The organism is Mesonia oceanica (assembly GCF_902499555.1).
Taxonomy (GTDB): Bacteria; Bacteroidota; Bacteroidia; order Flavobacteriales; family Flavobacteriaceae; genus Mesonia; species Mesonia oceanica.
Genome location: NZ_CABVMM010000003.1, coordinates 150,062 through 171,607, shown reverse-complemented (window position 1 = coordinate 171,607; position 21,546 = coordinate 150,062). Strand labels below are relative to the sequence as shown.

At 34.7% G+C, this 21,546-nt stretch carries 18 protein-coding genes; 9 read left to right on the top strand and 9 right to left on the bottom strand.

Annotated features, from left to right (window positions below):
* Window positions 1-9: 9 nt before the first annotated feature.
* On the top strand, window positions 10-1,062 hold the full coding sequence (locus FVB9532_RS04540) for a glycosyltransferase (RefSeq protein WP_150544020.1): 1,053 nt from the start codon (window positions 10-12) through the stop codon (window positions 1,060-1,062).
* Here the strand turns inward: FVB9532_RS04540 and FVB9532_RS04535 are convergent.
* Together FVB9532_RS04535 and FVB9532_RS04530 are read right to left on the bottom strand one after the other, a co-directional pair.
* A complete protein-coding gene (locus tag FVB9532_RS04535) occupies window positions 1,009-2,088 on the bottom strand; it encodes a sensor histidine kinase (RefSeq protein WP_150544019.1) in 1,080 nt (359 codons plus the stop codon). The two genes, FVB9532_RS04540 and FVB9532_RS04535, sit on opposite strands and share 54 nt — an antisense overlap.
* The gene (locus FVB9532_RS04530) at window positions 2,088-2,771 is read right to left on the bottom strand and encodes a response regulator transcription factor (RefSeq protein ID WP_150544018.1); all 684 of its coding nucleotides are present in this window, start codon (window positions 2,769-2,771) and stop codon (window positions 2,088-2,090) included. The genes FVB9532_RS04535 and FVB9532_RS04530 overlap by 1 nt, the downstream gene beginning before the upstream one ends.
* 185 nt (window positions 2,772-2,956) lie before the next feature.
* Between FVB9532_RS04530 and FVB9532_RS04525 the strand changes: the two genes are divergently transcribed.
* The 4 genes from FVB9532_RS04525 to FVB9532_RS04510 all read left to right on the top strand — a co-directional run bounded on the left by FVB9532_RS04525 (window position 2,957) and on the right by FVB9532_RS04510 (window position 9,948).
* Complete coding sequence (locus FVB9532_RS04525; protein WP_150544017.1) at window positions 2,957-5,713, top strand: TonB-dependent receptor; 2,757 nt, start codon at window positions 2,957-2,959, stop codon at window positions 5,711-5,713.
* A 41-nt stretch (window positions 5,714-5,754) separates the two neighbouring features.
* Window positions 5,755-6,972 carry a beta-helix domain-containing protein gene (locus FVB9532_RS04520; RefSeq protein WP_150544016.1) on the top strand — a complete coding sequence of 406 codons (1,218 nt, stop codon included), beginning with the start codon at window positions 5,755-5,757 and terminating at the stop codon, window positions 6,970-6,972.
* A 145-nt stretch (window positions 6,973-7,117) separates the two neighbouring features.
* Window positions 7,118-8,884, top strand: coding sequence for a T9SS type A sorting domain-containing protein (locus FVB9532_RS04515; RefSeq protein WP_150544015.1), 1,767 nt, complete (start codon window positions 7,118-7,120; stop codon window positions 8,882-8,884).
* An 83-nt stretch (window positions 8,885-8,967) separates the two neighbouring features.
* The gene (locus FVB9532_RS04510) at window positions 8,968-9,948 is read left to right on the top strand and encodes a LuxE/PaaK family acyltransferase (protein WP_150544014.1); all 981 of its coding nucleotides are present in this window, start codon (window positions 8,968-8,970) and stop codon (window positions 9,946-9,948) included.
* Between the two features lie 157 nt (window positions 9,949-10,105).
* Here the strand turns inward: FVB9532_RS04510 and tyrS are convergent, their stop codons facing one another.
* Window positions 10,106-11,401, bottom strand: a complete 1,296-nt coding sequence (gene tyrS / locus FVB9532_RS04505; protein ID WP_150544013.1) for a tyrosine--tRNA ligase — start codon at window positions 11,399-11,401, stop codon at window positions 10,106-10,108.
* Between the two features lie 132 nt (window positions 11,402-11,533).
* Between tyrS and FVB9532_RS04500 the strand changes: the two genes are divergently transcribed.
* A complete protein-coding gene (locus tag FVB9532_RS04500) occupies window positions 11,534-12,550 on the top strand; it encodes an SDR family oxidoreductase (RefSeq protein ID WP_150544012.1) in 1,017 nt (338 codons plus the stop codon).
* A gap of 93 nt (window positions 12,551-12,643) precedes the next feature.
* On the opposite strand, the gene FVB9532_RS04495 is transcribed toward FVB9532_RS04500, so the two are convergent.
* The 3 genes from FVB9532_RS04495 to FVB9532_RS04485 are packed head-to-tail and all read right to left on the bottom strand — an operon-like array spanning window position 12,644 to window position 15,225.
* Window positions 12,644-13,099 carry a DUF4296 domain-containing protein gene (locus FVB9532_RS04495; RefSeq protein ID WP_150544011.1) on the bottom strand — a complete coding sequence of 152 codons (456 nt, stop codon included), beginning with the start codon at window positions 13,097-13,099 and terminating at the stop codon, window positions 12,644-12,646.
* Complete coding sequence (locus tag FVB9532_RS04490) at window positions 13,099-14,439, bottom strand: dihydroorotase (RefSeq protein WP_150544010.1); 1,341 nt, start codon at window positions 14,437-14,439, stop codon at window positions 13,099-13,101. The genes FVB9532_RS04495 and FVB9532_RS04490 overlap by 1 nt, the downstream gene beginning before the upstream one ends.
* Before the next feature lie 57 nt (window positions 14,440-14,496).
* Window positions 14,497-15,225 (bottom strand): polyprenol monophosphomannose synthase, encoded by a 729-nt coding sequence (locus FVB9532_RS04485; protein WP_150544009.1) that lies wholly within the window; start codon window positions 15,223-15,225, stop codon window positions 14,497-14,499.
* 85 nt (window positions 15,226-15,310) lie between these two features.
* On the opposite strand from FVB9532_RS04485, the gene FVB9532_RS04480 reads away from it, so the two are divergent.
* Together FVB9532_RS04480 and FVB9532_RS04475 are read left to right on the top strand one after the other, a co-directional pair.
* Window positions 15,311-15,982, top strand: coding sequence for a DUF4271 domain-containing protein (locus tag FVB9532_RS04480; RefSeq protein ID WP_150544008.1), 672 nt, complete (start codon window positions 15,311-15,313; stop codon window positions 15,980-15,982).
* Window positions 15,983-16,006: 24 nt separating this feature from the next.
* Window positions 16,007-16,753 (top strand): uroporphyrinogen-III synthase, encoded by a 747-nt coding sequence (locus FVB9532_RS04475; RefSeq protein WP_150544007.1) that lies wholly within the window; start codon window positions 16,007-16,009, stop codon window positions 16,751-16,753.
* 77 nt (window positions 16,754-16,830) lie between these two features.
* Here the strand turns inward: FVB9532_RS04475 and pckA are convergent, their stop codons facing one another.
* Window positions 16,831-18,429 (bottom strand): phosphoenolpyruvate carboxykinase (ATP), encoded by a 1,599-nt coding sequence (gene pckA, locus FVB9532_RS04470; protein ID WP_150544006.1) that lies wholly within the window; start codon window positions 18,427-18,429, stop codon window positions 16,831-16,833.
* 72 nt (window positions 18,430-18,501) lie between these two features.
* On the bottom strand, window positions 18,502-18,891 hold the full coding sequence (locus tag FVB9532_RS04465) for a DUF423 domain-containing protein (protein ID WP_150544005.1): 390 nt from the start codon (window positions 18,889-18,891) through the stop codon (window positions 18,502-18,504).
* A 72-nt stretch (window positions 18,892-18,963) separates the two neighbouring features.
* On the opposite strand from FVB9532_RS04465, the gene FVB9532_RS04460 reads away from it, so the two are divergent.
* Window positions 18,964-20,334: a saccharopine dehydrogenase family protein gene (locus FVB9532_RS04460; protein ID WP_150544004.1), complete on the top strand. Its 1,371-nt coding sequence runs from the start codon at window positions 18,964-18,966 to the stop codon at window positions 20,332-20,334.
* Window positions 20,335-20,473: 139 nt separating this feature from the next.
* On the opposite strand, the gene FVB9532_RS04455 is transcribed toward FVB9532_RS04460, so the two are convergent.
* On the bottom strand, window positions 20,474-21,169 hold the full coding sequence (locus tag FVB9532_RS04455; RefSeq protein ID WP_150544003.1) for a zinc metallopeptidase: 696 nt from the start codon (window positions 21,167-21,169) through the stop codon (window positions 20,474-20,476).
* Window positions 21,170-21,546: the final 377 nt, after the last annotated feature.

Below are 21,546 nucleotides of genomic sequence, written 5' to 3'. Positions count from 1 at the left end.
TCTTTGATTATGGCGAAAAAAAAGATTTTAGTTGCACCGTTAAATTGGGGATTAGGCCATGCGACCCGTTGCATCCCCATCATTAAGGCTTTAGAAATCAATAATTTTGAACCTATCTTAGCCTCAGACGGGAGTGCTTTAGCCTTATTAAAGAAAGAATTTCCTCATTTGAAGTTTTATGAGCTTCCTTCTTATAACATTAAATACGCCAGAAAAGGTTTTTTCTTTAAGTCGAAATTGTTTTTTAAAAGTTATAAGATTTTAAAAACAGTAAATAACGAAAGGAAAATCACTCTTGAGATTTATGAAAAGGAAAAAATTAGTGGAGTTATTTCTGACAATCGATTAGGTGTGTTTTGTAAATTTGTCCCTTCGGTTTTTATAACGCATCAATTAAATGTATTAACCGGAAAGACAACGTATTTCAGTTCTAAAATTCATCAATTTTACATTAAAAAATTCAAAGAATGTTGGATACCTGATTTTGCCAAATCTCCTAATCTTAGCGGGAAATTAGGTCATTTAAAAAAAGAATCGCAATTCAACCTTAACTATATTGGAGCTTTAAGCCGTTTCGAAAAAAAGGAATTACCTATTGAATATGATTTGATGATTTTACTTTCGGGTCCGGAACCTCAACGCACTTTACTCGAAGAAAAACTTTTACTGGAATTTAAAGATACCGACAAGCGAATCATTTTTGTAAGAGGCGTAGTAGAAGAGGTACAAACCAAAGGCACTATTGGTAATATCACAATTTTTAATTATTTAAGCGGAAAAGATTTAGAGGAAGCCATTAATAAAAGTGAAGTTATCCTATCACGTTCAGGCTATACTACGTTGATGGATATTGCTAAGCTGAAGAAAAAAGCTTTTTTTATCCCGACTCCCGGTCAAACGGAACAAGAATACTTAGCGAAAAGACTAAAAGAAAACAGAATTGCACCAAGTTGCTCTCAACACAGGTTTAAGGCTGAAAAATTAAGGGAAGTTAATTTTTACAGCGGATTAAGTTTTAGCAGTACTGGTTTGGACTGGAGCTCTTTGTTTAGACTTTTCTAAAGTAAAAGAAAATTCACTCCCAACGCCAAAATCACTTTCTACATAAATTTTTTCGTTGTGCGCTTCTAAAATATGCTTCACAATGGCCAAGCCGAGTCCGGAACCTCCTTCTTTACGAGATCCACTTTTATCTACTCGATAAAACCTTTCAAACAATCGCGGAATATTTTTTTGTTCGATCCCTTCTCCATTATCAGTAATTCTTACAATTACTTTATTTTTTATTAAGTCTTCAATACTCACTTCAGTAGTCCCTCCTATTTTTCCATATTTAATGGAATTAACCACTAAATTGGTAATCACTTGCTGAATTTTCTCTTTATCCGCATAAATATAAATAGGTTCTTCATAATCGAGATCGAAGGTTAATGAAATGTTCTTTTTGGCAGATTTCATTTCAAATAAATCGAATACATTTTGAATAACTTCAATAATATCAAATTCTTCTTCCCGTAAATGAAGTTCACCCGCTTCCAATTTGGTAATCATATCTAAATCTTTTACAATATAGATAAGTCTATCCAAACCTTTACTTGCTCGGTTTAAATATTTATCACGTACTTTTTTATCTTTTATGGCCCCGTCAATTAATGTAAGTATATAGCCTTGAACAGTAAATAATGGAGTTTTTAATTCATGAGAAACATTTCCCATAAATTCTTTTCGGTAATTTTCTCGGATTTTAAGGGCTTCTATTTCCAGTTTTTTTCCTTCAGCAAATTTTTCAACCTCTCTAGTCAATGTTGCCATATCGGTAGTGACTTGCTGTTTTTGAAGGGAAGAGGATTCTAAAAGTGAAACATTATCGTAGACCGCTTTTACGCGTCGGTAGATAAAATGTTCAATCCTTAATTGAATAATCAAAAAGGCAAGACAATAGCATAAAACAAAGAAAACTGCTGTATGAATAAAAGAAAAGTTTGCATAAAAAACCTGATATGCCGCTAATGCACCAGTGGTAAAAAGGGTAATAAATAAAGATGTATAGAATGCAAACTTATATGATCTTTTAAACTCTTTCGCCATTAAACTACAAACTTGTAACCTACTCCTTTTACGGTTTTAAACTTTTTATCTCCAATTTTCTCCCGAAGTTTTCTAATATGAACATCTATCGTTCTACCGCCAACCACAACTTCGTTACCCCAAACATTGTTTAAAATATCTTCTCTTTTAAACACTTTACCGGGATTAGAGGCTAATAATGAAAGTAATTCAAATTCTTTTCGTGGCAAAATGATTTCCTCTTTTCCTTTGATTACTTTGTACTCGTCACGATCTATCACAATTTCACCAACTTCCATCACATTACTTTCCTCACCTTCTGAACGACGGCGTCTTAATAAGGCTTTTACTTTGCTTAAAAGTAATTTAGGTTTAATGGGCTTAGTAATATAATCATCTGCTCCGGCATCAAAACCGGCCACTTGAGAATAATCTTCTCCTCTTGCGGTCAAGAAAGTAATGATTGTATCTTGAAGTTCTGGTATTTTTCTAATCTGCTCACAAGCTTCTATACCATCCATTTCTGGCATCATTACATCTAAAATAATGAGATCAGGCTTTTTCTTTTTAGCCATTTTCACGGCTTTTGCACCATTATCTGCGGTAACCACCGTATATCCTTCAGAAGATAAATTGTATCCTACAATTTCTAAAATATCCGGCTCATCATCTACTAGTAAAATGGTAATCTCTTGCTTTTCCATGTGTAAAAAACTTAAAAATTGATCGGCGTAAAAGTAAAGATAATATTAAAACACCTAAGTTAACAAATCTTTTATAGTCATAACATTAATAACAATTTAATAACATACTTCGGGTTTATTCTTAACCACAAGCTAACACTTATTGAAGCCTGCTTAGTTTCCTTTGCAACGAAAAGTAAAAGTAAATGAAACGAATTTTTAGTATTTTAATCTGCTTAGTATCCGTGATATCATATTCACAGGAGAAAGGCTCTATTGCCGGGAAGATCACCGACAAGGAAACAGGAGATCAACCGCTGCCATTCGCAAACGTCACTATTAAAAACACCAGTAAAGGAACTACTTCCGATTTTGATGGTCTTTATGAAATCAACACTATCGACCCAGGAACCTATACCGTTGTGTTTAGTTTTGTAGGATATGAAACTTTAGAAGTACCTAATGTAAAAGTAGTGGCTAACAAAGTAACCGAAGTAAATACCGGATTAGGAGCTAGTGCTGCTGCGTTAGATGAAGTGATGATCACTACAGTTGCCAGAAGAGATTCTGAAACCGCACTTCTTTTAGATCAAAAAGACGCTTTAGAAATTAAAACAGCCATTGGTGCTCAAGAACTTGCCCGTAAAGGAGTAAGCAACGCTGAGGGAGCTCTCACCAAAATTTCAGGTGTAAGTAAACAAGAAGGCGAAAAAAACGTATTTGTTAGAGGTTTAGGAGATCGCTATAATTTCACGTCCCTTAATGGTTTACCACTTCCCTCTGACGATCCAGAATACAAAAACATAGCCTTAGATTTTTTCTCATCAGATATTATTAATAGCGTAGGAGTAAATAAGACTTTCAATGCAAGTAACTACGGTGATGTAGCAGGAGCATTGATAAATATTACTTCTAAAGAACTATACAAGAAAAGTATATTACAAATAGGCTTAGAAACAGGTTTTAACAGTCGTGCTGTAAACCAAAATTTTAAGTTACCACAAGGAGCTTCTTGGTTTGGTACAGGTATGAAAAAAGGCGTTGCTCCCATTAACAGCTTAGAAAATTATAATTTTTCTAACTCTTACAACCCTGATCAAAGCCAAAAAAACCCAATAAATAGCGGTATATCTTTACAAGCTGGCAGAAAACTTGATTTTGAAAATGGAAATACCCTAAAAGGATTACTTATAGGATCTGTAGCCAACAATTATGTTTACCAAGAAGGGAATACAAAACAAATCAATGCGCAAGGCTTACCTTTAAGAGATTTAGACTTTAAAAAATATTACTATAACGTATCCCAAATATTAATGGGTAATATTTCTTACGGACATCAATATGGATCCATAAGTTATAATTCATTATTCCTTCACAATAACTCTCAAAATTTGGGTGAATATGCTGGTCAATCTGCTAATATTTCAGAAGAAGTAGGCGATTCAGCCTATATCCTAAGACAACAAATAAACGACAATGTAACTTTTGTAAATCAAATACTAAGTAATTTTGAAGTGAATGATCGCTTTGAAGTAAATTTAGATTTAGCTTACAACACCACCCGTAGTGATGAGCCAGACCGAAGACAAAATACATTTGTAAATGACGGAACAAATTATCGTACAGCGGTAGGAACACCAGCTTACAACCATCGATTCTTTTCAAAACTTAAAGACGATGAAATAGCAGGTAATCTTAAGTTTGACTATCAATTTGGAGGAGAAAGTGCTGATGAGAGTAAAGGTGTTTTAAGTTTTGGCGCCAACTATCGTAAAAATGAACGTCGTTTCGACTTTATACAGTTTAACCATGATTTTGGAAGTCCAATTAATATTGACCTTTCCAATATTGATGGTGTATTCAATCAACAAAATCTAGATGATAATGTATTCCGTTTAGTTACCAGTAATGGTTTCGGTGCCGATTTTAATCCTTTAGCTCCTTTCTTCTATGAAGGAGACAAAACAATCTATGCAGGTTTCGCCAGTGCTTCTTATAATTTCACAGAGAATTTTTCGGCTAATTTAGGTTTACGTTATGAAAATTTAGACCAATGGGTGAATTGGAATACAAATCTTTCCAGTAGTGCTTTTAGTCGAAATGTAGATCCTGCACAACTTAAAGAAAATTACTTGTTACCGAGTTTTAACTTAAAATACAATTTAAGCGAAGATGGTATTTTAAGACTTGCAGGAAGTAAGAGTTATATTTTTCCACAGTTTAAAGAAGTTGCCCCATTTGTTTATGAAGATGTAAACTTCGCAAGTTTCGGTAATCCACAACTTACGCCTTCAGACGTATACAATATAGATGTAAAATACGAATATTATTTTAGCTCCTCTGAACTTGTATCTTTAACCGGGTTTTACAAAGAAATTATAGACCCTATTAGTAGGATAGAGGTAAATTCAGCAGCCAACCAACTTTCCTATATTAATTCAGGAGATAAAGCAACTATAGCTGGAGTTGAGTTAGAGTTAAGAAAAGATATTTTCAATGTTGAAGAAAATGAAAATAACAGCTTCTCTCAAAATCTGTCTTTTGGTATTAATGCCTCTTACTTATATTCTCATCAAGATCTAAAAGATCCATCTACTAATTTTACCAATAAGGAAGATAAATTACAAGGAGCTTCACCATTCCTTTTAAATACAGATCTAACTTTTAATTACAAGAAAAATAATTTTGAAATCACTCCTTCTTTGGTACTCAATTATTTTAGTGACAGAATATATTCATTAGGCGTACAACAGAAAGGAAATATTATGGAAACCGGAATCCCTACACTAGACTTTGTTTTACAATCTAAATTAACTGAGTCTTTAGGGATAAGTATTAAAGCAAGAAATTTAATAGATCCTAATTTCGAGCTTACACAAGAAAATATTGAAGGGGAAGAAACTGTAATTAATACGTTCAAAAAAGGAAGAATTTTTAGCTTAGGAATTAACTATAATTTTTAAAATTTTTTATAAATCAAATCTTTAATTTAAATTTAACAATGATGAAAAAGTTCAAATTTTATTTAACTTCTATGGCAATTGCAGCAATTTTTGCAGCTTGTTCAGATGACGACGACAACAATAGTACTCCAGATAACCCTAATGGAGAAGTTAGAGACGAAATAATTGCCTCTCAAGATGATCCAGATTTAGATCCTGAAGCATTATTTGGAGATGTAACAGGAAATGTTACTTTATCAGCTGATACCGAATGGAATTTAACCGGAGCTTTAGAAGTAAAGGAAAATGCTACTTTAACTATTGAACCAGGAACTGTTATACGTGCTGCCGCAGGTGGTACAGATGTATATATTGCAATTGAGCAAGGCGCTAAGATCGATGCTCAAGGTACTGCTACAGAACCTATACTTATTACTTCTGCTGCTGCTAACCCAAGATCAGGTGACTGGGGGGGGTTAATGCTTGCAGGTTACGCTCCCATTAACACCGGAGATACTGCTGAAACAGAAGTTGCAGGGATAACCTATGGAGGTAATGATGCTGCCGATAACTCAGGTAAAATCAATTATCTTATCTTAGAATATACAGGTGCTCGAATTGGAGGTGAGCAAGAATTTAACGGTCTTACTTTATACGGAGTTGGAAATGGAACTAGTGTAAAAAACATCGTAATTAACAATGGTGATGATGACGGTATCGAATGGTTCGGTGGAACTGTAAATGTTGAAAACGCTTTAGTTATAAATGCTAAAGACGATTGGTTTGACTGGACTGAAGGATGGAACGGTGAAGGTACAAATTTCTACGGTCTTCGTCGTGTTGGATTTAATGATGTAACAGAAGATCCTAGAGGTATTGAAGCTGACAACAACTCTAACAACAATGATGCTTCTCCACGTTCTAACCCAACTATCACTAACTTAACTCTTCATCACCAATCTACCATCACAATGGCAGATATGATTAAAATTAGAAGAGGAAGTAGTGTAACTATTAACAATGGATTAGTTGCTATTGTAGCTGCAGAAGGTGAAGATGCAGGGGAAGCAAGCGATTTTATCGACTTAACAGACGGTTCAGGTCCTGCAAGTTCTATGACTGAAATTAATGTAAGCGCTATTGGTGATATCGACGCAACTGATATTAAAAATGAAGTAGGAGCTACCATTAATGTAACTCCTGGAAATACAGGAACTGATAAATCTATTTTTGATTGGGCTACCCAATGGGTTGGAGAGCTTCCTAACTTAATGGAGTAATCTCACTATAAGAATATCAATTCTCACAAAAGCCACCTTAATGGGTGGCTTTTTTTATTAAAAAAAAGTTATTAACCTACAGATAGTATAGTAACTAATCGGTATTTATTATATTTGTACATATATTTAATTTAAATATCTTTTTATGAAGAAAATTACACTTTTTTTTGCTCTTATGGTTACTTTTTTCTCCTTTGGGCAAACTCCTATTATTACGATGATAGCTGATGGCGACTGTTCTGGTGGAACCCCTAAAGTGGTAGAAATTTATGCTGACGGTACAGTAGATTTTTCTAACTACACGTTACAAAAATCTGCAAATGGAGGCGAATTTGGCTCTAACCTTAACCTAACTGAATTAGGTACAGTAACCGATGAATTTGTTTATCTCTATAAAGACGGAGAGACAGATGGTGGAGAATCTATTTTTGCTGCTGAATTCCCTTCAGCAACAAATACCCTAGCTACTACTTCTGATGCTGTAAACTTTAATGGTGATGACGCTATTAGAATAATTTTAGATAGTGACAGCTCTGTTGTTGACCAATATGGTAACGAAGAAGACGGTACTGGTACCGCTTGGGAATACAAAGATGGTTATGCAAAAAGAAATAATGGCTCTACTCCTAATGGTGCTTTTGTAGTCACAGATTGGACTTTTAACAATTCTGCTTTAGACGGACAAGGAAGCTGTCAAAGTGCTACAATTTTTGAAGATGTAATTGACATTGCTACTTACGAAACTACTGGAGAAGGAGGAGATGCTGCTTTAATAATCACTTCTCCTGCAGATGGTAATATTTTTTCACCAAGCACAACAGAAGTAACTGTAGAATTTGCTGTTTCTAACTTTACGATCTCTTCAAGTGCTACAGAAACAAACGGTGATGGTTATGTTCAATATAGTACTGATAATGGAGCAACATATATCAACAAGTTTGATGCTGAAAACATTGTATTAGCAGATTTAGAATCTGGTGATTATACCGTTATGATTCAATTAGTAGATAATGACGGAAATGAATTAGACCCTACTGTAGAAGATATGGTAACTTTCACCATAGCATCTTTAAATGAAGTTAGTACTATAGCTGAACTTAGAGCAGGTAATGATGAAGATTATTACAAATTAACAGGAGAAGCTGTGATCACCTATTTAAGAGATACTAGAAATCAGAAATATATTCAAGATGATACTGCAGCAATTCTTATAGATGATGCTGCTGGAATAATTACCGGAGAGTATAATATGGGAGACGCTATCCAGAATATTACGGGAACACTTTCAGATTATAATGGTATTTTACAATTTGTACCTTCTGAAGATATCGCTGCGGCAGTTTCTACAGGAAACACAGTAGCACCTCAAATAATTACCATAGCAGAATTCAATACCAACTATGAAGATTATGAATCTGAATTAATTGCTTTTGAGAATATCACTGTTAGTGACATTACTGATGGTAACGGAAATTTCCAAAGCGCAAAAAGCTATGAAATCTCTAATGGAAACGAAACTAGCATTTTGAGAACAAATTTCAGCGAGGCAGACTATATTGACAGTGCACTTCCTACAAGTACCATCAATTTAGTTGGTTTAGGTGCAGAATTTAACCAAACTGCTCAAATCTATCCTAGAAATTCTAATGATATAGATGCTAACTTAGCCACAAAAGCTAACGCTAAAACTAACTTTAGTCTTTACCCTAATCCAGCAAAAGGACAGGTAACTATCCAAACAGAATCTACAAATGCTATTCAAGTACAAGTGTTTGATATTCTTGGAAAACAAGTAATCGCTAAAAAAGTAAGTAATGGTAGCTTAAATATTTCTAGCTTAAATGCGGGAATATATTTAGTAAAAGTTTCTCAAAACGGAGTTGCTTCTACCAAAAAGTTAATCGTGAAATAATCTTATTTCATTCTTATAAATTTAAAGCGCCTCTTAGTAGGCGCTTTTTTATTTTCTATTTTTGCTGAAAATTTCAATCATAAATGAAACTGGAAGAACAACTATTCAACATTAAAAATGAAGATGACTTTCTGCAAACAGCGATTCAGGTATTTCAGTTTCAATATCAAAACAATTCGGTTTACCGAAAATTCTGCGATTTACTAAAAACAAATCCGGAACAAGTAAACTCCTTAGAAGAAATTCCATTTTTACCCATTGAGTTTTTTAAATCACACCTAATACTTTCTTCAACAAAAAAAATTGTAGAAACTTTTACGAGTAGCGGAACCACAGGAAACCTTACCAGTAAGCATGTTGTTACCGATTTAAGTCTTTACGAAAAAAGCTTTATCAATGCTTTTGAAGGTTTTTACGGACCTATTGAAGAGTACACCACCTTAGCCCTACTTCCCGCTTATTTAGAACGCAAAGGCTCCTCTTTAATCTATATGGCCAACTATTTCATAGAAAACAGTAACTATCCGGAAAGTGGCTTTTATTTAGATGAATTAGACGAGCTGGCGAGCATTTTGGAAAAACTCGATGCAACAGGAAAAAAAATACTGCTCATCGGCGTTTCTTTTGCTTTGTTGGATTTAGTAGAGAAACATCAATTCCACTTAAAAAACACAATTATTATGGAAACCGGCGGGATGAAAGGTAGGCGCAAAGAAATGATTAGAAAAGAACTTCATCAAATTCTAAAAATGGGCTTTGGTGTTGAAAGCATTCATTCAGAATATGGAATGACAGAATTACTATCGCAAGCCTACTCTAAAGGAAACGGAATTTTTCACTGCCCATCGCATATGCAAATCCTTCTTCGTGATCCTGAAGACGCGTTAAGCTATGTTCCTGATGGAAAAACAGGCGGAATCAACGTAATAGACCTTGCCAACCTTAATTCTTGCTCTTTTATCGCAACACAAGATTTAGGAAAAAAAATAAATAAAAATGCTTTTGAAATCTTGGGAAGATTTGACAATAGCGACATAAGAGGATGCAATTTAATGGTGCTTTAAGCTAACAATTGTTATTCTTATGTTAATCTCAAGATATTTTGTAATTCAAAGGGAATCTCTTCGTCTTATTAAGTGCTAAGATGAAGTTTTTTCATAATAGATTGGTTAGTTATTTAGAGAGCCCGGGAGTAGTTACCCGGGCTTTCGCTTTTTAAAATTATACCGCTCTAATAATATAGGTATTTTTCTTGCCCTTATTAATAATGATATATTTTCCGCTAATTAAATCTTCTGCAGTAATCGTATAATCTTCTTTCACTTTTTCTTTGTTAACAGATACCGAATTCTCTTTTAAAGCTCTTCTGGCTTCCCCGTTACTAGCTAAAAAATTGGTTTCTACAGCAAGTGCAGCAATCATATCCAATCCGGCTTCAACTTTAGACTTTTCTACATCAGCTTGTGGCACACCTTCAAAAACATCTAAGAAAGTTTTTTCATCTAAAGATTTTAAATCTTCTGCAGTACTTTTTCCAAACAAAACATGAGAAGCTTTAATGGCATTATCCAACTCTTCTTTAGAATGAACCATTTCGGTAATTTCTTCCGCCAAACGCTTTTGTAAAACACGTGCGTGAGGAGCCTCCGCATGTTCCGCAATTAAACTTTCTATTTCTTCTTTCTCTAAGAAAGTGAAAATTTTAATGAACTTTTCTGCATCTTCATCACTCGTATTAATCCAGTATTGGTAAAATTTGTAAGGAGAAGTTCTCTCTGGGTCTAACCAAACATTACCACCTTCAGACTTCCCAAATTTACTTCCGTCGGCTTTGGTAATCAAGGGTGAAGTTAAAGCAAAACCTTTTCCGCCACCAATTCTTCTAATCAATTCGGTTCCGGTCGTAATATTCCCCCACTGGTCACTTCCTCCCATCTGCAGCGTACATTTTTCAGCATTATATAAATGAAGAAAATCGTAACCTTGTACCAATTGGTAGGTAAACTCCGTGAAACTCATCCCTTCACTCGATTCTGAAGAAAGACGCTTTTTCACAGAATCTTTCGACATCATGTAATTTACGGTAATGTGTTTTCCCACATCTCTAATAAATTCAAGAAAAGAAAACTCCTTCATCCAGTCATAGTTATTCACCAATACTGCTCCGTTTTCTTCTTTCCCTGAAAAATCTAAAAATTTAGAAAGTTGCTTTTTTATTCCTTCCTGATTTTTATTTAAGCTTTCCTCATCCAATAAATTACGCTCTTGGGATTTTCCACTTGGGTCTCCAATCATCCCTGTGGCCCCACCAACAAGTGCATAAGGTTTATGCCCACAACGTTGAAAATGTGCCAATATCATGATGGGCACCATACTACCAATATGCAAAGAATCTGAAGTAGGATCAAAACCAATATAAGCAGAACGCATTTCTTCTGCTAAATGCTCTTCGGTTCCCGGCATTACATCGTGTAACATTCCTCTCCACTGTAATTCTTCTACAAAATTTTTGGCCATTTTAATCTAAATTTTACGTATTAATGTTGAATAATTTTCAGCTAATTCATTTTTATGCTGAAATTTTAATAGGTTTGACAAAGATAGGAGAAACTCAAAATTTTCCTATTCAGAAAAGCTTATATTTATACTATGATTCTAGTTACAGGTGCTACCGGATTAGTAGGTGTTCAATTGTTGGCAGATTTACTGCTGAAGGAAGTAAAAATAAGGGCTTTATACCGAACGGAAGCTAAAATTGCTTCCTCCCAAAAAATCATTCAGCAAAAATTAGGTAAACAAGCTGAAACACTTTTAACAAAAATTGAATGGGTGAAAGCCGATATTACCCGCATTCCCGAACTGACTGATGCTTTTGAAGGAATTGACCATGTATATCATTGCGCCGGACTTATTTCTTACGATCCCAAAGACTACAAAGCACTTAGAAAAATAAATATTGAAGGAACCGCCAATGTGGTCAATATTTCGTTAAGTAAAAACATTAAGAAATTTTGCCACGTAAGTTCTATTGCGGCACTGGGAAGCGAATTGAATAACCAAAAAGTAACTGAAAATTCTCCCCGAAATAACGAATTGGAATACGATAACTATTCCATTTGTAAATACGGAGCCGAAATGGAAGTTTGGCGAGCTTCTCAAGAAGGATTAAATGTGGTGATTGTAAACCCCGGGGTAATTATTGGGAGTGGAAATTGGAATACGGGCAGCGGACAAATTTTTAGCCGTATTGATAAAGGTTTAAGTTATTACCTTCCGCTTGTTACTGGTTTTGTGGCGGTGGAAGATGTTAGCTCAGCGATGATTAAATTAATGGAAGCCGAAATAAAAAATGAACGCTTTATTGTAGTGGGAGAAAATCTTTCTTTTAAAGAAGTGCAAGGCAAAATAGCAGAAGCCTTGAACAAACCTCAACCTACCAAAGCCCTACAACCCTGGATGGTATTTTTGGGCTGGATTTTTCAATCGATAGGCAGTTTTTTATTCAACACAAACAAAGAGATTACCAGAAAATCAATCAAAGCAGCTTTTAATAAAACATATTACGATCATACCAAAATAAAAACGGCTTTACCAACTTTCGAATTTACTTCTATTGATAAAGCCGTGAAAACTACTGCTGCTTTTTATGTGGAAGATCAACAGTAATTACCTAAGTATTGTCTTTAAAAAATAAAAATTCTTATCACACTGAGCAGAATCGGATTATTGATGCTGGGGCGCCTCCCGAAGAGTTTTTTTTTAATCCTCTTCCCAATCTTCCTTCACTTCTACTTTTTTAGTAAAACTTTTAAATTTCTCTTTTCCCTTTTCTAAATCTTTTTCTTCTTTAGATTGTTCCCTTTCTTTTTTCACCAAAGAATCCAATAAGGTTTTCTCCCGTTCCAATCTGGCTTGAACGCTATCGTAGATACGCTTGTTTACTTTAAAATTTTCAGCGTAATACGTAGTGCTTTTTACAAACTGCAAACTATCTACTTGGTATTTTTTAAAAATAAGGTCTTTGGTTTGTACGTCCCTTTTTTCAAACTCGATAGAAGACATACTTTCTGCTCCGTCAAGTTTTAAAAGATCTACCAATACATTTACCATCTTCGATTCAGGAATAAGGTTTTCTGGTTGTTCTGCTTTTTCAACATCCTGACAAGCAAAAAACCCAATGCATAAAAAAAGGTAAATAGTTTTAGAAAACTTCATTATCTATCAAATGTTAGACGTTCTGCATTTTTAACGTTTAAAACCTTAAAATTCTTGTACACCAAAGCTCCGTTAACAAACGTATGGGTAATTCTAGATTTAAAAGTGGTTTTTTCAAAAGGTGACCAACCGCATTTATAAAGGATATTGTCTTTTTGCACGGTCCAAGGTGCATTTAAATCAACCAACACTAAATCTGCTTTATAGCCTTCCCTAATATAACCACGCTTTTCAATCTCAAATAAAATGGCCGGGTTATGACACATTTTTTCTACAATTTTCTCTAAGGATATTTTTCCTTTATGATAAAATTCTAACATCGCAGGAAGTGCGTGCTGTACTAACGGCCCTCCACTTGGTGCTTTTGTATAAGGATTGTCTTTTTCTTCTTTGGTATGCGGGGCGTGATCTGTTGCGATCACATCCAGTTTATCATCCAGCAAAGCTTTTAATAAAGCTTCTTGATCTTTCTTGGTTTTAACAGCAGGGTTCCATTTAATTAACGTCCCTTTTTCTTCATACATTTCGTTATTGAACCACAAATGATGAATACAAACTTCTGCCGTGATCTTTTTATCTTTTAATGGCTTTTTATTGCTAAACAGCTCTAATTCTTTAGCTGTTGAAAGATGAAAAACATGCAACCTAGCTCCAGTTTTTTTGGCAAGAGCCACTGCTCTGGAAGAAGATAGGTAACAAGCTTTTTCGCTTCTTATTTCAGGATGGTAAATAATGGGGATATCATCTCCAAACTCTTCTTTATATTTGGCTAGATTATCTTGAATGGTCTGTTCATCTTCACAATGAGTAGCAATTAATAAAGGAGAATGTTTAAAGATTTCTTCCAGTACTTTCTCGTCATCTACCAACATATTTCCGGTAGAAGATCCTAAAAACAATTTTAAAGCGGCTGTATTTTTAGGATTTACTTTTTTAATCTCTTCTAAGTTATCGTTGGTTCCACCAAACATAAACGAATAGTTCGCGTAGGCCTTTTCTGCAGCAATAGCAAATTTTTCCTCCAGCTTTTCTATGGTCGTAGTTTGCGGGACGGTATTGGGCATTTCAATAAACGAAGTGATTCCGCCGGCAATAGCCGCTTTAGAACCGTGCTCGATATCTTCTTTATGGGTTAAGCCCGGCTCTCTAAAATGTACCTGATCGTCAATTACCCCGGGAAGTAAATGTTTTCCTTCCGCATCGATGATTTGTACATCTTGAGATTTTGCGCTAATAATATTGGCCACTTCAACAATCGTATCATTTTCAATATAAACATCACCTTCAAAGACTTTTCCTTCATTAATGATGTTGGCATTCTTTATTAAAATCTTTTTCATCTGCTTTTTTTAATTTTCTATTTTCAGATGTTACTCCGCAAATAAATAATTTTAAACTTAAACCTCTTTACCAAACAAACTTTTTAATTTCATTTTTATTACTCCAAAAACAGCTTCAGAAATAATATTACTACTTAGCTTAGATTCACCTTTGGTTCGGTCTGTAAATATAACAGGAACTTCTACAATATTAAATTTATGAAGATAAGCTTTAAACTTCATTTCAATTTGAAAAGCATAGCCCACAAACTGAATGGTATCTAAATTAATCTTTTCTAATACTTTTCTACGGTAACAAACAAAACCGGCGGTTGTATCCTGGATATTCATTCGGGTGATCAACTTCACATACTTAGAGGCAAAATATGACATTAATACTCTGTTCATAGGCCAATTAACCACATTCACCCCTTTTACATAACGTGAACCAATGGCTAGATCTGCTTCTTGCTTTACACAAGCATTATATAGCCTAATTAAATCATTGGGATTATGAGAGAAATCGGCATCCATCTCAAAAATAAATTCATAATCTCTTTTTAAAGCCCATTTAAAGCCATGAATATAAGCCGTCCCTAAACCCGATTTTTCTGTTCTTACCTCAAGAAATAATCGATCTTTATATTCTGATTGTAATTCTTCTACTTTACTGGAAGTTTGATCTGGAGAATTATCGTCTACCACCAAAATATCAAAAGATGCCCGCTGAGAAAATACGTTGCGTACGATACGCTCAATATTTTCAATTTCATTATATGTAGGGATAATTACGAGCCGCCTCGACATTTTGCCATTTTTGGCAAATGTAATTATTTTTAAGCTGTCTTATTTCAGAAATTGTACCTATTTAGTCTTAAATTTGCAGTAAAAATTGAAGTTGGAAGTTTTTACCAGAAATTACATTTCTAATGACTGGATTACGATTGTTTTCGTAATTATCCTGTTATTGCTGGCATTTTCTAAAAAGTTTTTTCAAGAAGACTTTTTTGATTTCTGGCGTATATTCAAATCCAACAAATATTTTACTTCCCATAAAAGGAGCCTTTCTGTTTTTAATTTATTTTCCTTTTTATTTTTTATAGCTCAAGGACTCTCCATCTCTTTAGGAATTTATTTTCTACTTAAAACTTTATCGCTATTACCTAGTGACACTTCAGACCTCATCATTTTCATACAGATTTACTTAGCATTTAATATTTTTATTGGAGTAAAATACCTAATTGAAAAAATTATAGGAGAAATTTTTAACATCAGTAATTTATTGGATAATTACCTTTTCTATAAAATCACTTATAAAAATTTCTTGGCGCTTGCAGTACTTCCTATATTATTAATATTGGCTTATTCTGTACTTTACATTAAGATTTTTTTATTTATAAGCGTAGGTATTTGGATAATAGCCAATATGGTAGTGTTAGCGAAATACTATTCTCAAAATCAAAAACTTATTTTAGGTAATTGGTTCTATTTTATTTTGTACCTTTGCACTCTCGAAATTGCACCGTATTTCATTTTGTTTAAAGTGATTACGAAAGTTTACTAATATCGAGCCAAAAAAGTCGCAACAATGAAAGTGAAAACAATTTTAATTTCTCAACCTGAACCAAAGGTTGAAAATTCTCCTTATGCTGAATTAGAAGAAAAGCAAAAAGTGAAAATTGATTTTATTCCTTTTATACACGTTGAAGGAGTAACTTCTAAAGAAGTACGTCAACAAAAAGTCGATCTTTCCCAATTTACTGCTATTATCTTAACAAGCAGAAACGCGGTCGATCACTTTTTCAGACTTGCTGAAGAAATGCGCTTTAAGGTGCCAGACTCTTTAAAATACTTTTGCCAGAGTGAAGCCGTTGCTTATTACCTACAGAAATATGTAGTATACAGAAAACGTAAAATTTATGTAGGAAAAAGAACCTTTCCTGAATTAATTCCTACTATTAAAAAATACAAAAACGAAAAGTTCCTACTGCCTTGTTCAGATATGTTGAAACCTGCCATTCCTAAACAATTGGATAAAGCCGGGGTAACTTGGAAAAAAGCAGTTTTCTATAAAACCGTAGTAAGCGATTTATCACACTTAGAAAAAGTATTTTATGATATTGTTGTTTTCTTTAGTCCTAGCGGAATTAAATCATTATTTGAAAATTTCCCAGACTTTAAGCAAAACAATACCAGAATTGCAGTTTTTGGGAATAGCACCATAAAAGCTGCTAAGGAGCATGGTTTAACCGTGAACATTAAAGCTCCCACTCCAGAAACACCTTCTATGACTATGGCCTTAGAGAAGTACATTAAAGAACAAAACAAAAAATAAATCGCTTAGATTAAATAATTACATGAAAAAAGGGCATTGAAAATTCAATGCCCTTTTTGGTTCAAACTTAAAAACCACTAAACAATAGGACCTCCTTTTAAGATCTCATCATTAGCGAAATCATCAAACTTTTCAAAATTATCTTTAAAATAAGAAGCTAGCAAACCAGCTTTCTTATCGTAAGCTTCTTTATCTTTCCACGTCTTCCGCGGATTTAATACTTCTACAGGAACATGAGGACATTCTGTTGGCATTTCGAGTCCAAAAATAGGATGCTGTTCAAAACTAACATCATCCAATTTACCTTCTAATGCTGCCGAGATCATAGCTCGTGTATATTTCAACTTCATTCTAGAACCGGTTCCATAAGGACCACCTGTCCACCCTGTATTGATTAGCCAAACATTTACTCCGGAAGCTTTCATTTTTTCACTAAGCATTTCAGCATACCTGGTTGGATGCAAAGGCATAAATGGTGCTCCAAAACAAGCTGAAAAACTTGGAATAGGCTCAGTAACACCTTCTTCTGTACCGGCAACTTTAGCGGTATAACCACTTATAAAATGATAAGCTGCCTGTCCCGGATTTAATTTACTGATAGGAGGCAAAACCCCAAAAGCATCTGCAGTTAAAAAGAAAATATTTTTTGTATTTTCCCCTACAGAGGGTTGCTGTATATTATCAATATGGTAAATGGGGTAACTTACTCTCGTATTTTGGGTAATGGTAGTATCTTCAAAATCTACTTCTCCATTTTCATCTAAAATAACATTTTCTAATATAGCACCGCGTTTAATCGCTTTATAAATATCTGGTTCCCCTTCTTCAGAGAGATTAATTACTTTTGCATAGCATCCTCCTTCAAAGTTAAAAACCTTATTATTAGGTGTCCAACCATGCTCATCGTCACCAATAAGTTTACGTTCAGGATCTGCAGAAAGGGTGGTTTTACCGGTACCTGAAAGGCCAAAGAAAAGAGCGGTATCATGATCATCACCTACATTGGCAGAGCAATGCATCGGCAACACATTATGATATATGGGTAAGATAAAATTTAGGGCAGAAAAAATACCTTTTTTAATTTCTCCGGTATATCCGGTTCCTCCTATAAGAGCTATTTTTTCACTAAAATTAAGGATTGCAAAATTGTGTTGTCTTGTTCCATCTGTTTCAGGATCCGCTTTAAACCCGGGGGCATTCACAATTAACCAGTCTTCTTGAAAATTTTCCAGTTCTTCCTCCTCAGGACGCAGGAACATATTATAGGCAAACATATTGCTCCAAGGATATTCATTAATTACCCGGATGTTCAATCGGTAATCTTGATCTGCACATGCATAAGCATCCCTTACATATAACTCTTTATCAGAAAGATACTGAGCGACTTTTTTATAAAGAGCATCAAATTTATCTTTATCAAAAGGAATATTAATGTTTCCCCACCATACTTCGTTTTCCGTAATTTCATCTTTTACGATAAAACGATCTAAGGGTGATCTCCCCGTAAACTCTCCTGTGTTCACTGCCAAAGCCCCAGAATTGGCTTCCACTCCCATATCCTTATCAATAGTAATTTGATGAAGTTCCTCTGGAGATAATTGATAATGAAAATCTGCTTTTTTTATTCCGTAATCGGACAACGAAAACGTTTTCGAAGTTACATTGTTTGAAAGCATAAAAATTAATTTGTTGTGTTTGTACAGCAAAAATAGAAATAAAACTTTTAAAGACTAATAAGTTTATAATTTTTATTTCTTGTTCATTCTCAACAAGTTAACAAATAACAACAACCAAGCCAAAATTAAAAGAAGTCCCCCTACTGGAGTTATAAAAGCTATACTTTTAAAAGAAACCCCCGTTAAAGCATAGGTTGACAACAAATAAATAGAACCAGAAAACAAGATAACCCCCACTAAAATCAAGTAAAACACAATGTTCTTAGTTTTTGAAGTAAAAAAAGAAGAATTGGCAACAATAAGCGCTAAAAACGCATGATAGAATTGATATCGCACTCCGGTTTCGTAACTTGTTAAGCTTTCTTCGCTTAAAACTTCTTTTAAACCGTGAGCACCAAAAGCCCCTAGAATAACAGCTAACATTCCCAAAACACATCCAAGAATTAATAGGTTTCTTTGCATGATTTATTTTTTTAAGTAAGATTTTATTAAGTAATTTGAAAGAACTACAAAATTAACCAAGTAATTTTAAACATGCGAAGAATATTATTGATTGGTGCAGGAAAATCTACCTCCTCACTCGTTAAATACCTAAAAGAAAAATCAGAAAAAGAACAACTTCAAATTATCATTGGTGATTTATCACTTGAAAATGCTGAGAAATTTGCAGGAAATCATCCCAATACAAAAGCAATTCAGCTAGATATTTTTAAAGCTGAAGAAAGGCAAACTGCTATCAAAGAAGCAGATATTGTTATTTCCATGCTTCCGGCACGTTTTCATATTGAAGTCGCCAAAGACTGTGTGAATTTCAACAAAAATTTAGTGACCGCTTCTTATGTGAGTGACGAAATGCAAGCTTTAGATGAAGAAGTAAAGAAAAAAGGACTCACTTTTATGAATGAAATTGGTGTAGATCCGGGAATTGACCATATGAGCGCCATGCAGGTAATCGACAGGATTCGAGAGAAAGGCGGAAAAATGCTACTCTTTGAATCGTTTACCGGTGGACTCGTAGCTCCGGAAAGCGACACCAATCTTTGGAATTATAAGTTTACGTGGAATCCCAGAAACGTAGTGGTTGCCGGACAAGGAGGAGCTGCTGTTTTTATGCAAGAAGGCACCTACAAATACATCCCTTACCATCGTTTATTTAGAAGAACCGAATTTTTAGAAATTGAAAACCACGGAAGGTTTGAAGGCCTCGCCAACCGTGATTCTTTAAAATACAGAAGTGTTTACGGACTTGATAACGTTAGAACACTTTACCGTGGGACCTTACGCCGAGTAGGCTTTAGTAAAGCTTGGAATATGTTTGTTCAATTAGGAATGACCGATGACACCTACACCCTACAAAATTCTGAAAATATGAGTTACCGGGAGTTTGTGAATTCTTTCCTTCCTTATTCTCCAACAGATTCAGTAGAATTAAAAACACGCTACAACCTCAAAATAGATCAAGACGATGTCATGTGGGAAAAGCTATTGGAGTTAGATATTTTTAATCCTCACAAAAAAATAGGAATTAAAAATGCAACTCCTGCCCAAGCGCTTCAAAAAATACTAGAAGATAAATGGACACTTGCTCCCGATGATAAAGATATGATTGTCATGTATCATAAATTTGGTTACGAAATAGATGGCAAAACCAGTCAAATCGACTCAACAATGGTACATATTGGAGAAGACCAAACCTATACAGCCATGGCAAAGACGGTTGGTTTACCGGTAGGAATCGCAACACTTAAAATTTTGAATAAAGAAATTACCACACCCGGAGTTTTAAGACCAATTACCAAAGAAGTTTACGAACCCATCTTAAAAGAACTCGCCGAAAACGGAATTGTTTTCCAAGAAAAAGAACGTGAGTATTTAGGCTATAATGTAGACAACGTAGTTGGATAGATTTTAAAAAATTCTTTCCGCTTCGAGATGAGCGACAAACTTTTAAGTTATCAAAAATGCTCGACTCCACTCTAAATCATAAACAAAAAAGCCTTCAACAAAAACAGTTGAAGGCTTTTCTTTATTTAGTATAAAACTCTTAATCTCTTCCTCCTAAAAATATTCCGATGAAGTAAAGCAAAGTTGCTAACGAACCAACTGCTGCAACTACATACGTTCTGGCAGCCCATTTTAAAGCATCTTTAGAATCTCCATATTCCTCTGGAGTTACTACATTTTCAGCTTTTAACCAAGCCAATGCTCGATGACTCGCGTCATACTCTACCGGCAAGGTGACAAAACTGAACAAGGTCCCCATCCCAAAAAGAATAATTCCCGCCAATAACACCATTTGCCCTAGATTAAAAGAAACTATTGCCATCAAAATAATACCTCCTATAATCACAAACTGACTAAAACGGGAAGCCACGCTCACCACCGGCACTAAGGCACTTCTCATTTTTAACCAACCATAAGCTTTAGCATGTTGTACCGCGTGACCGCATTCGTGTGCGGCAACCGCTGCTGCAGCCGCATTACGCTGACTGTAAACCGCCTCACTTAAATTCACCGTTTTCTTTTGCGGGTTGTAATGATCGGTTAATTGTCCCGGCGTCGAAATTACTTTCACATCGTAAATTCCGTTATCTTCTAACATTTTACGGGCAATCTCGGCCCCACTCATCCCATTTTGCAAATGGGTTTTCGAGTACTTTTTAAATTTCGATTTCAGCTTATGGCTCACATACCAACTTACCAGCATAATGAGTCCGATAAGCACATAATATCCCATCATAATTTTATCTTTTTCAGTTTTTTTATAGGATAAAATCAAAAATCTAGCCAAGTTAAATAAGTGACGTTTTGTCTTTTGGGCATCTCCCTGCGGGTCTGGCTGTTCGCTGTACCTGCCTGTCAGCAGGCAGGTCTTTTTATTCTCAATACCTTTCGACTAAGCCCGTCTTGAGCGAAGTCTAAAGACTCAAGGTCACAATAAAAAGCATGCCGTTACCATCCCTGATGCAAAAATTTAGAATATTAAAACCTTACGTAAACAATGATAAAACCCTTCCGACTTACTCCGCTGCCGCTCTATAAGCCACCTTCCTTGAAAGGGAAGGAACTTTTAGTTGATCTAAAATGTCAAGCTGAATTCTATCAAGATTTTTCTTC

Bases quoted from the DNA above. Each gene is read 5' to 3' on its own strand.
- FVB9532_RS04540 (WP_150544020.1), top strand. From the start codon at position 10: ATGGCGAAAAAAAAGATTTTAGTTGCACCGTTAAATTGGGGATTAGGC.
- FVB9532_RS04535 (WP_150544019.1), bottom strand. From the start codon at position 2,088: ATGGCGAAAGAGTTTAAAAGATCATATAAGTTTGCATTCTATACATCT.
- FVB9532_RS04530 (WP_150544018.1), bottom strand. From the start codon at position 2,771: ATGGAAAAGCAAGAGATTACCATTTTACTAGTAGATGATGAGCCGGAT.
- FVB9532_RS04525 (WP_150544017.1), top strand. From the start codon at position 2,957: ATGAAACGAATTTTTAGTATTTTAATCTGCTTAGTATCCGTGATATCA.
- FVB9532_RS04520 (WP_150544016.1), top strand. From the start codon at position 5,755: ATGAAAAAGTTCAAATTTTATTTAACTTCTATGGCAATTGCAGCAATT.
- FVB9532_RS04515 (WP_150544015.1), top strand. From the start codon at position 7,118: ATGAAGAAAATTACACTTTTTTTTGCTCTTATGGTTACTTTTTTCTCC.
- FVB9532_RS04510 (WP_150544014.1), top strand. From the start codon at position 8,968: ATGAAACTGGAAGAACAACTATTCAACATTAAAAATGAAGATGACTTT.
- tyrS (WP_150544013.1), bottom strand. From the start codon at position 11,401: ATGGCCAAAAATTTTGTAGAAGAATTACAGTGGAGAGGAATGTTACAC.
- FVB9532_RS04500 (WP_150544012.1), top strand. From the start codon at position 11,534: ATGATTCTAGTTACAGGTGCTACCGGATTAGTAGGTGTTCAATTGTTG.
- FVB9532_RS04495 (WP_150544011.1), bottom strand. From the start codon at position 13,099: ATGAAGTTTTCTAAAACTATTTACCTTTTTTTATGCATTGGGTTTTTT.
- FVB9532_RS04490 (WP_150544010.1), bottom strand. From the start codon at position 14,439: ATGAAAAAGATTTTAATAAAGAATGCCAACATCATTAATGAAGGAAAA.
- FVB9532_RS04485 (WP_150544009.1), bottom strand. From the start codon at position 15,225: ATGTCGAGGCGGCTCGTAATTATCCCTACATATAATGAAATTGAAAAT.
- FVB9532_RS04475 (WP_150544007.1), top strand. From the start codon at position 16,007: ATGAAAGTGAAAACAATTTTAATTTCTCAACCTGAACCAAAGGTTGAA.
- pckA (WP_150544006.1), bottom strand. From the start codon at position 18,429: ATGCTTTCAAACAATGTAACTTCGAAAACGTTTTCGTTGTCCGATTAC.
- FVB9532_RS04465 (WP_150544005.1), bottom strand. From the start codon at position 18,891: ATGCAAAGAAACCTATTAATTCTTGGATGTGTTTTGGGAATGTTAGCT.
- FVB9532_RS04460 (WP_150544004.1), top strand. From the start codon at position 18,964: ATGCGAAGAATATTATTGATTGGTGCAGGAAAATCTACCTCCTCACTC.
- FVB9532_RS04455 (WP_150544003.1), bottom strand. From the start codon at position 21,169: ATGATGGGATATTATGTGCTTATCGGACTCATTATGCTGGTAAGTTGG.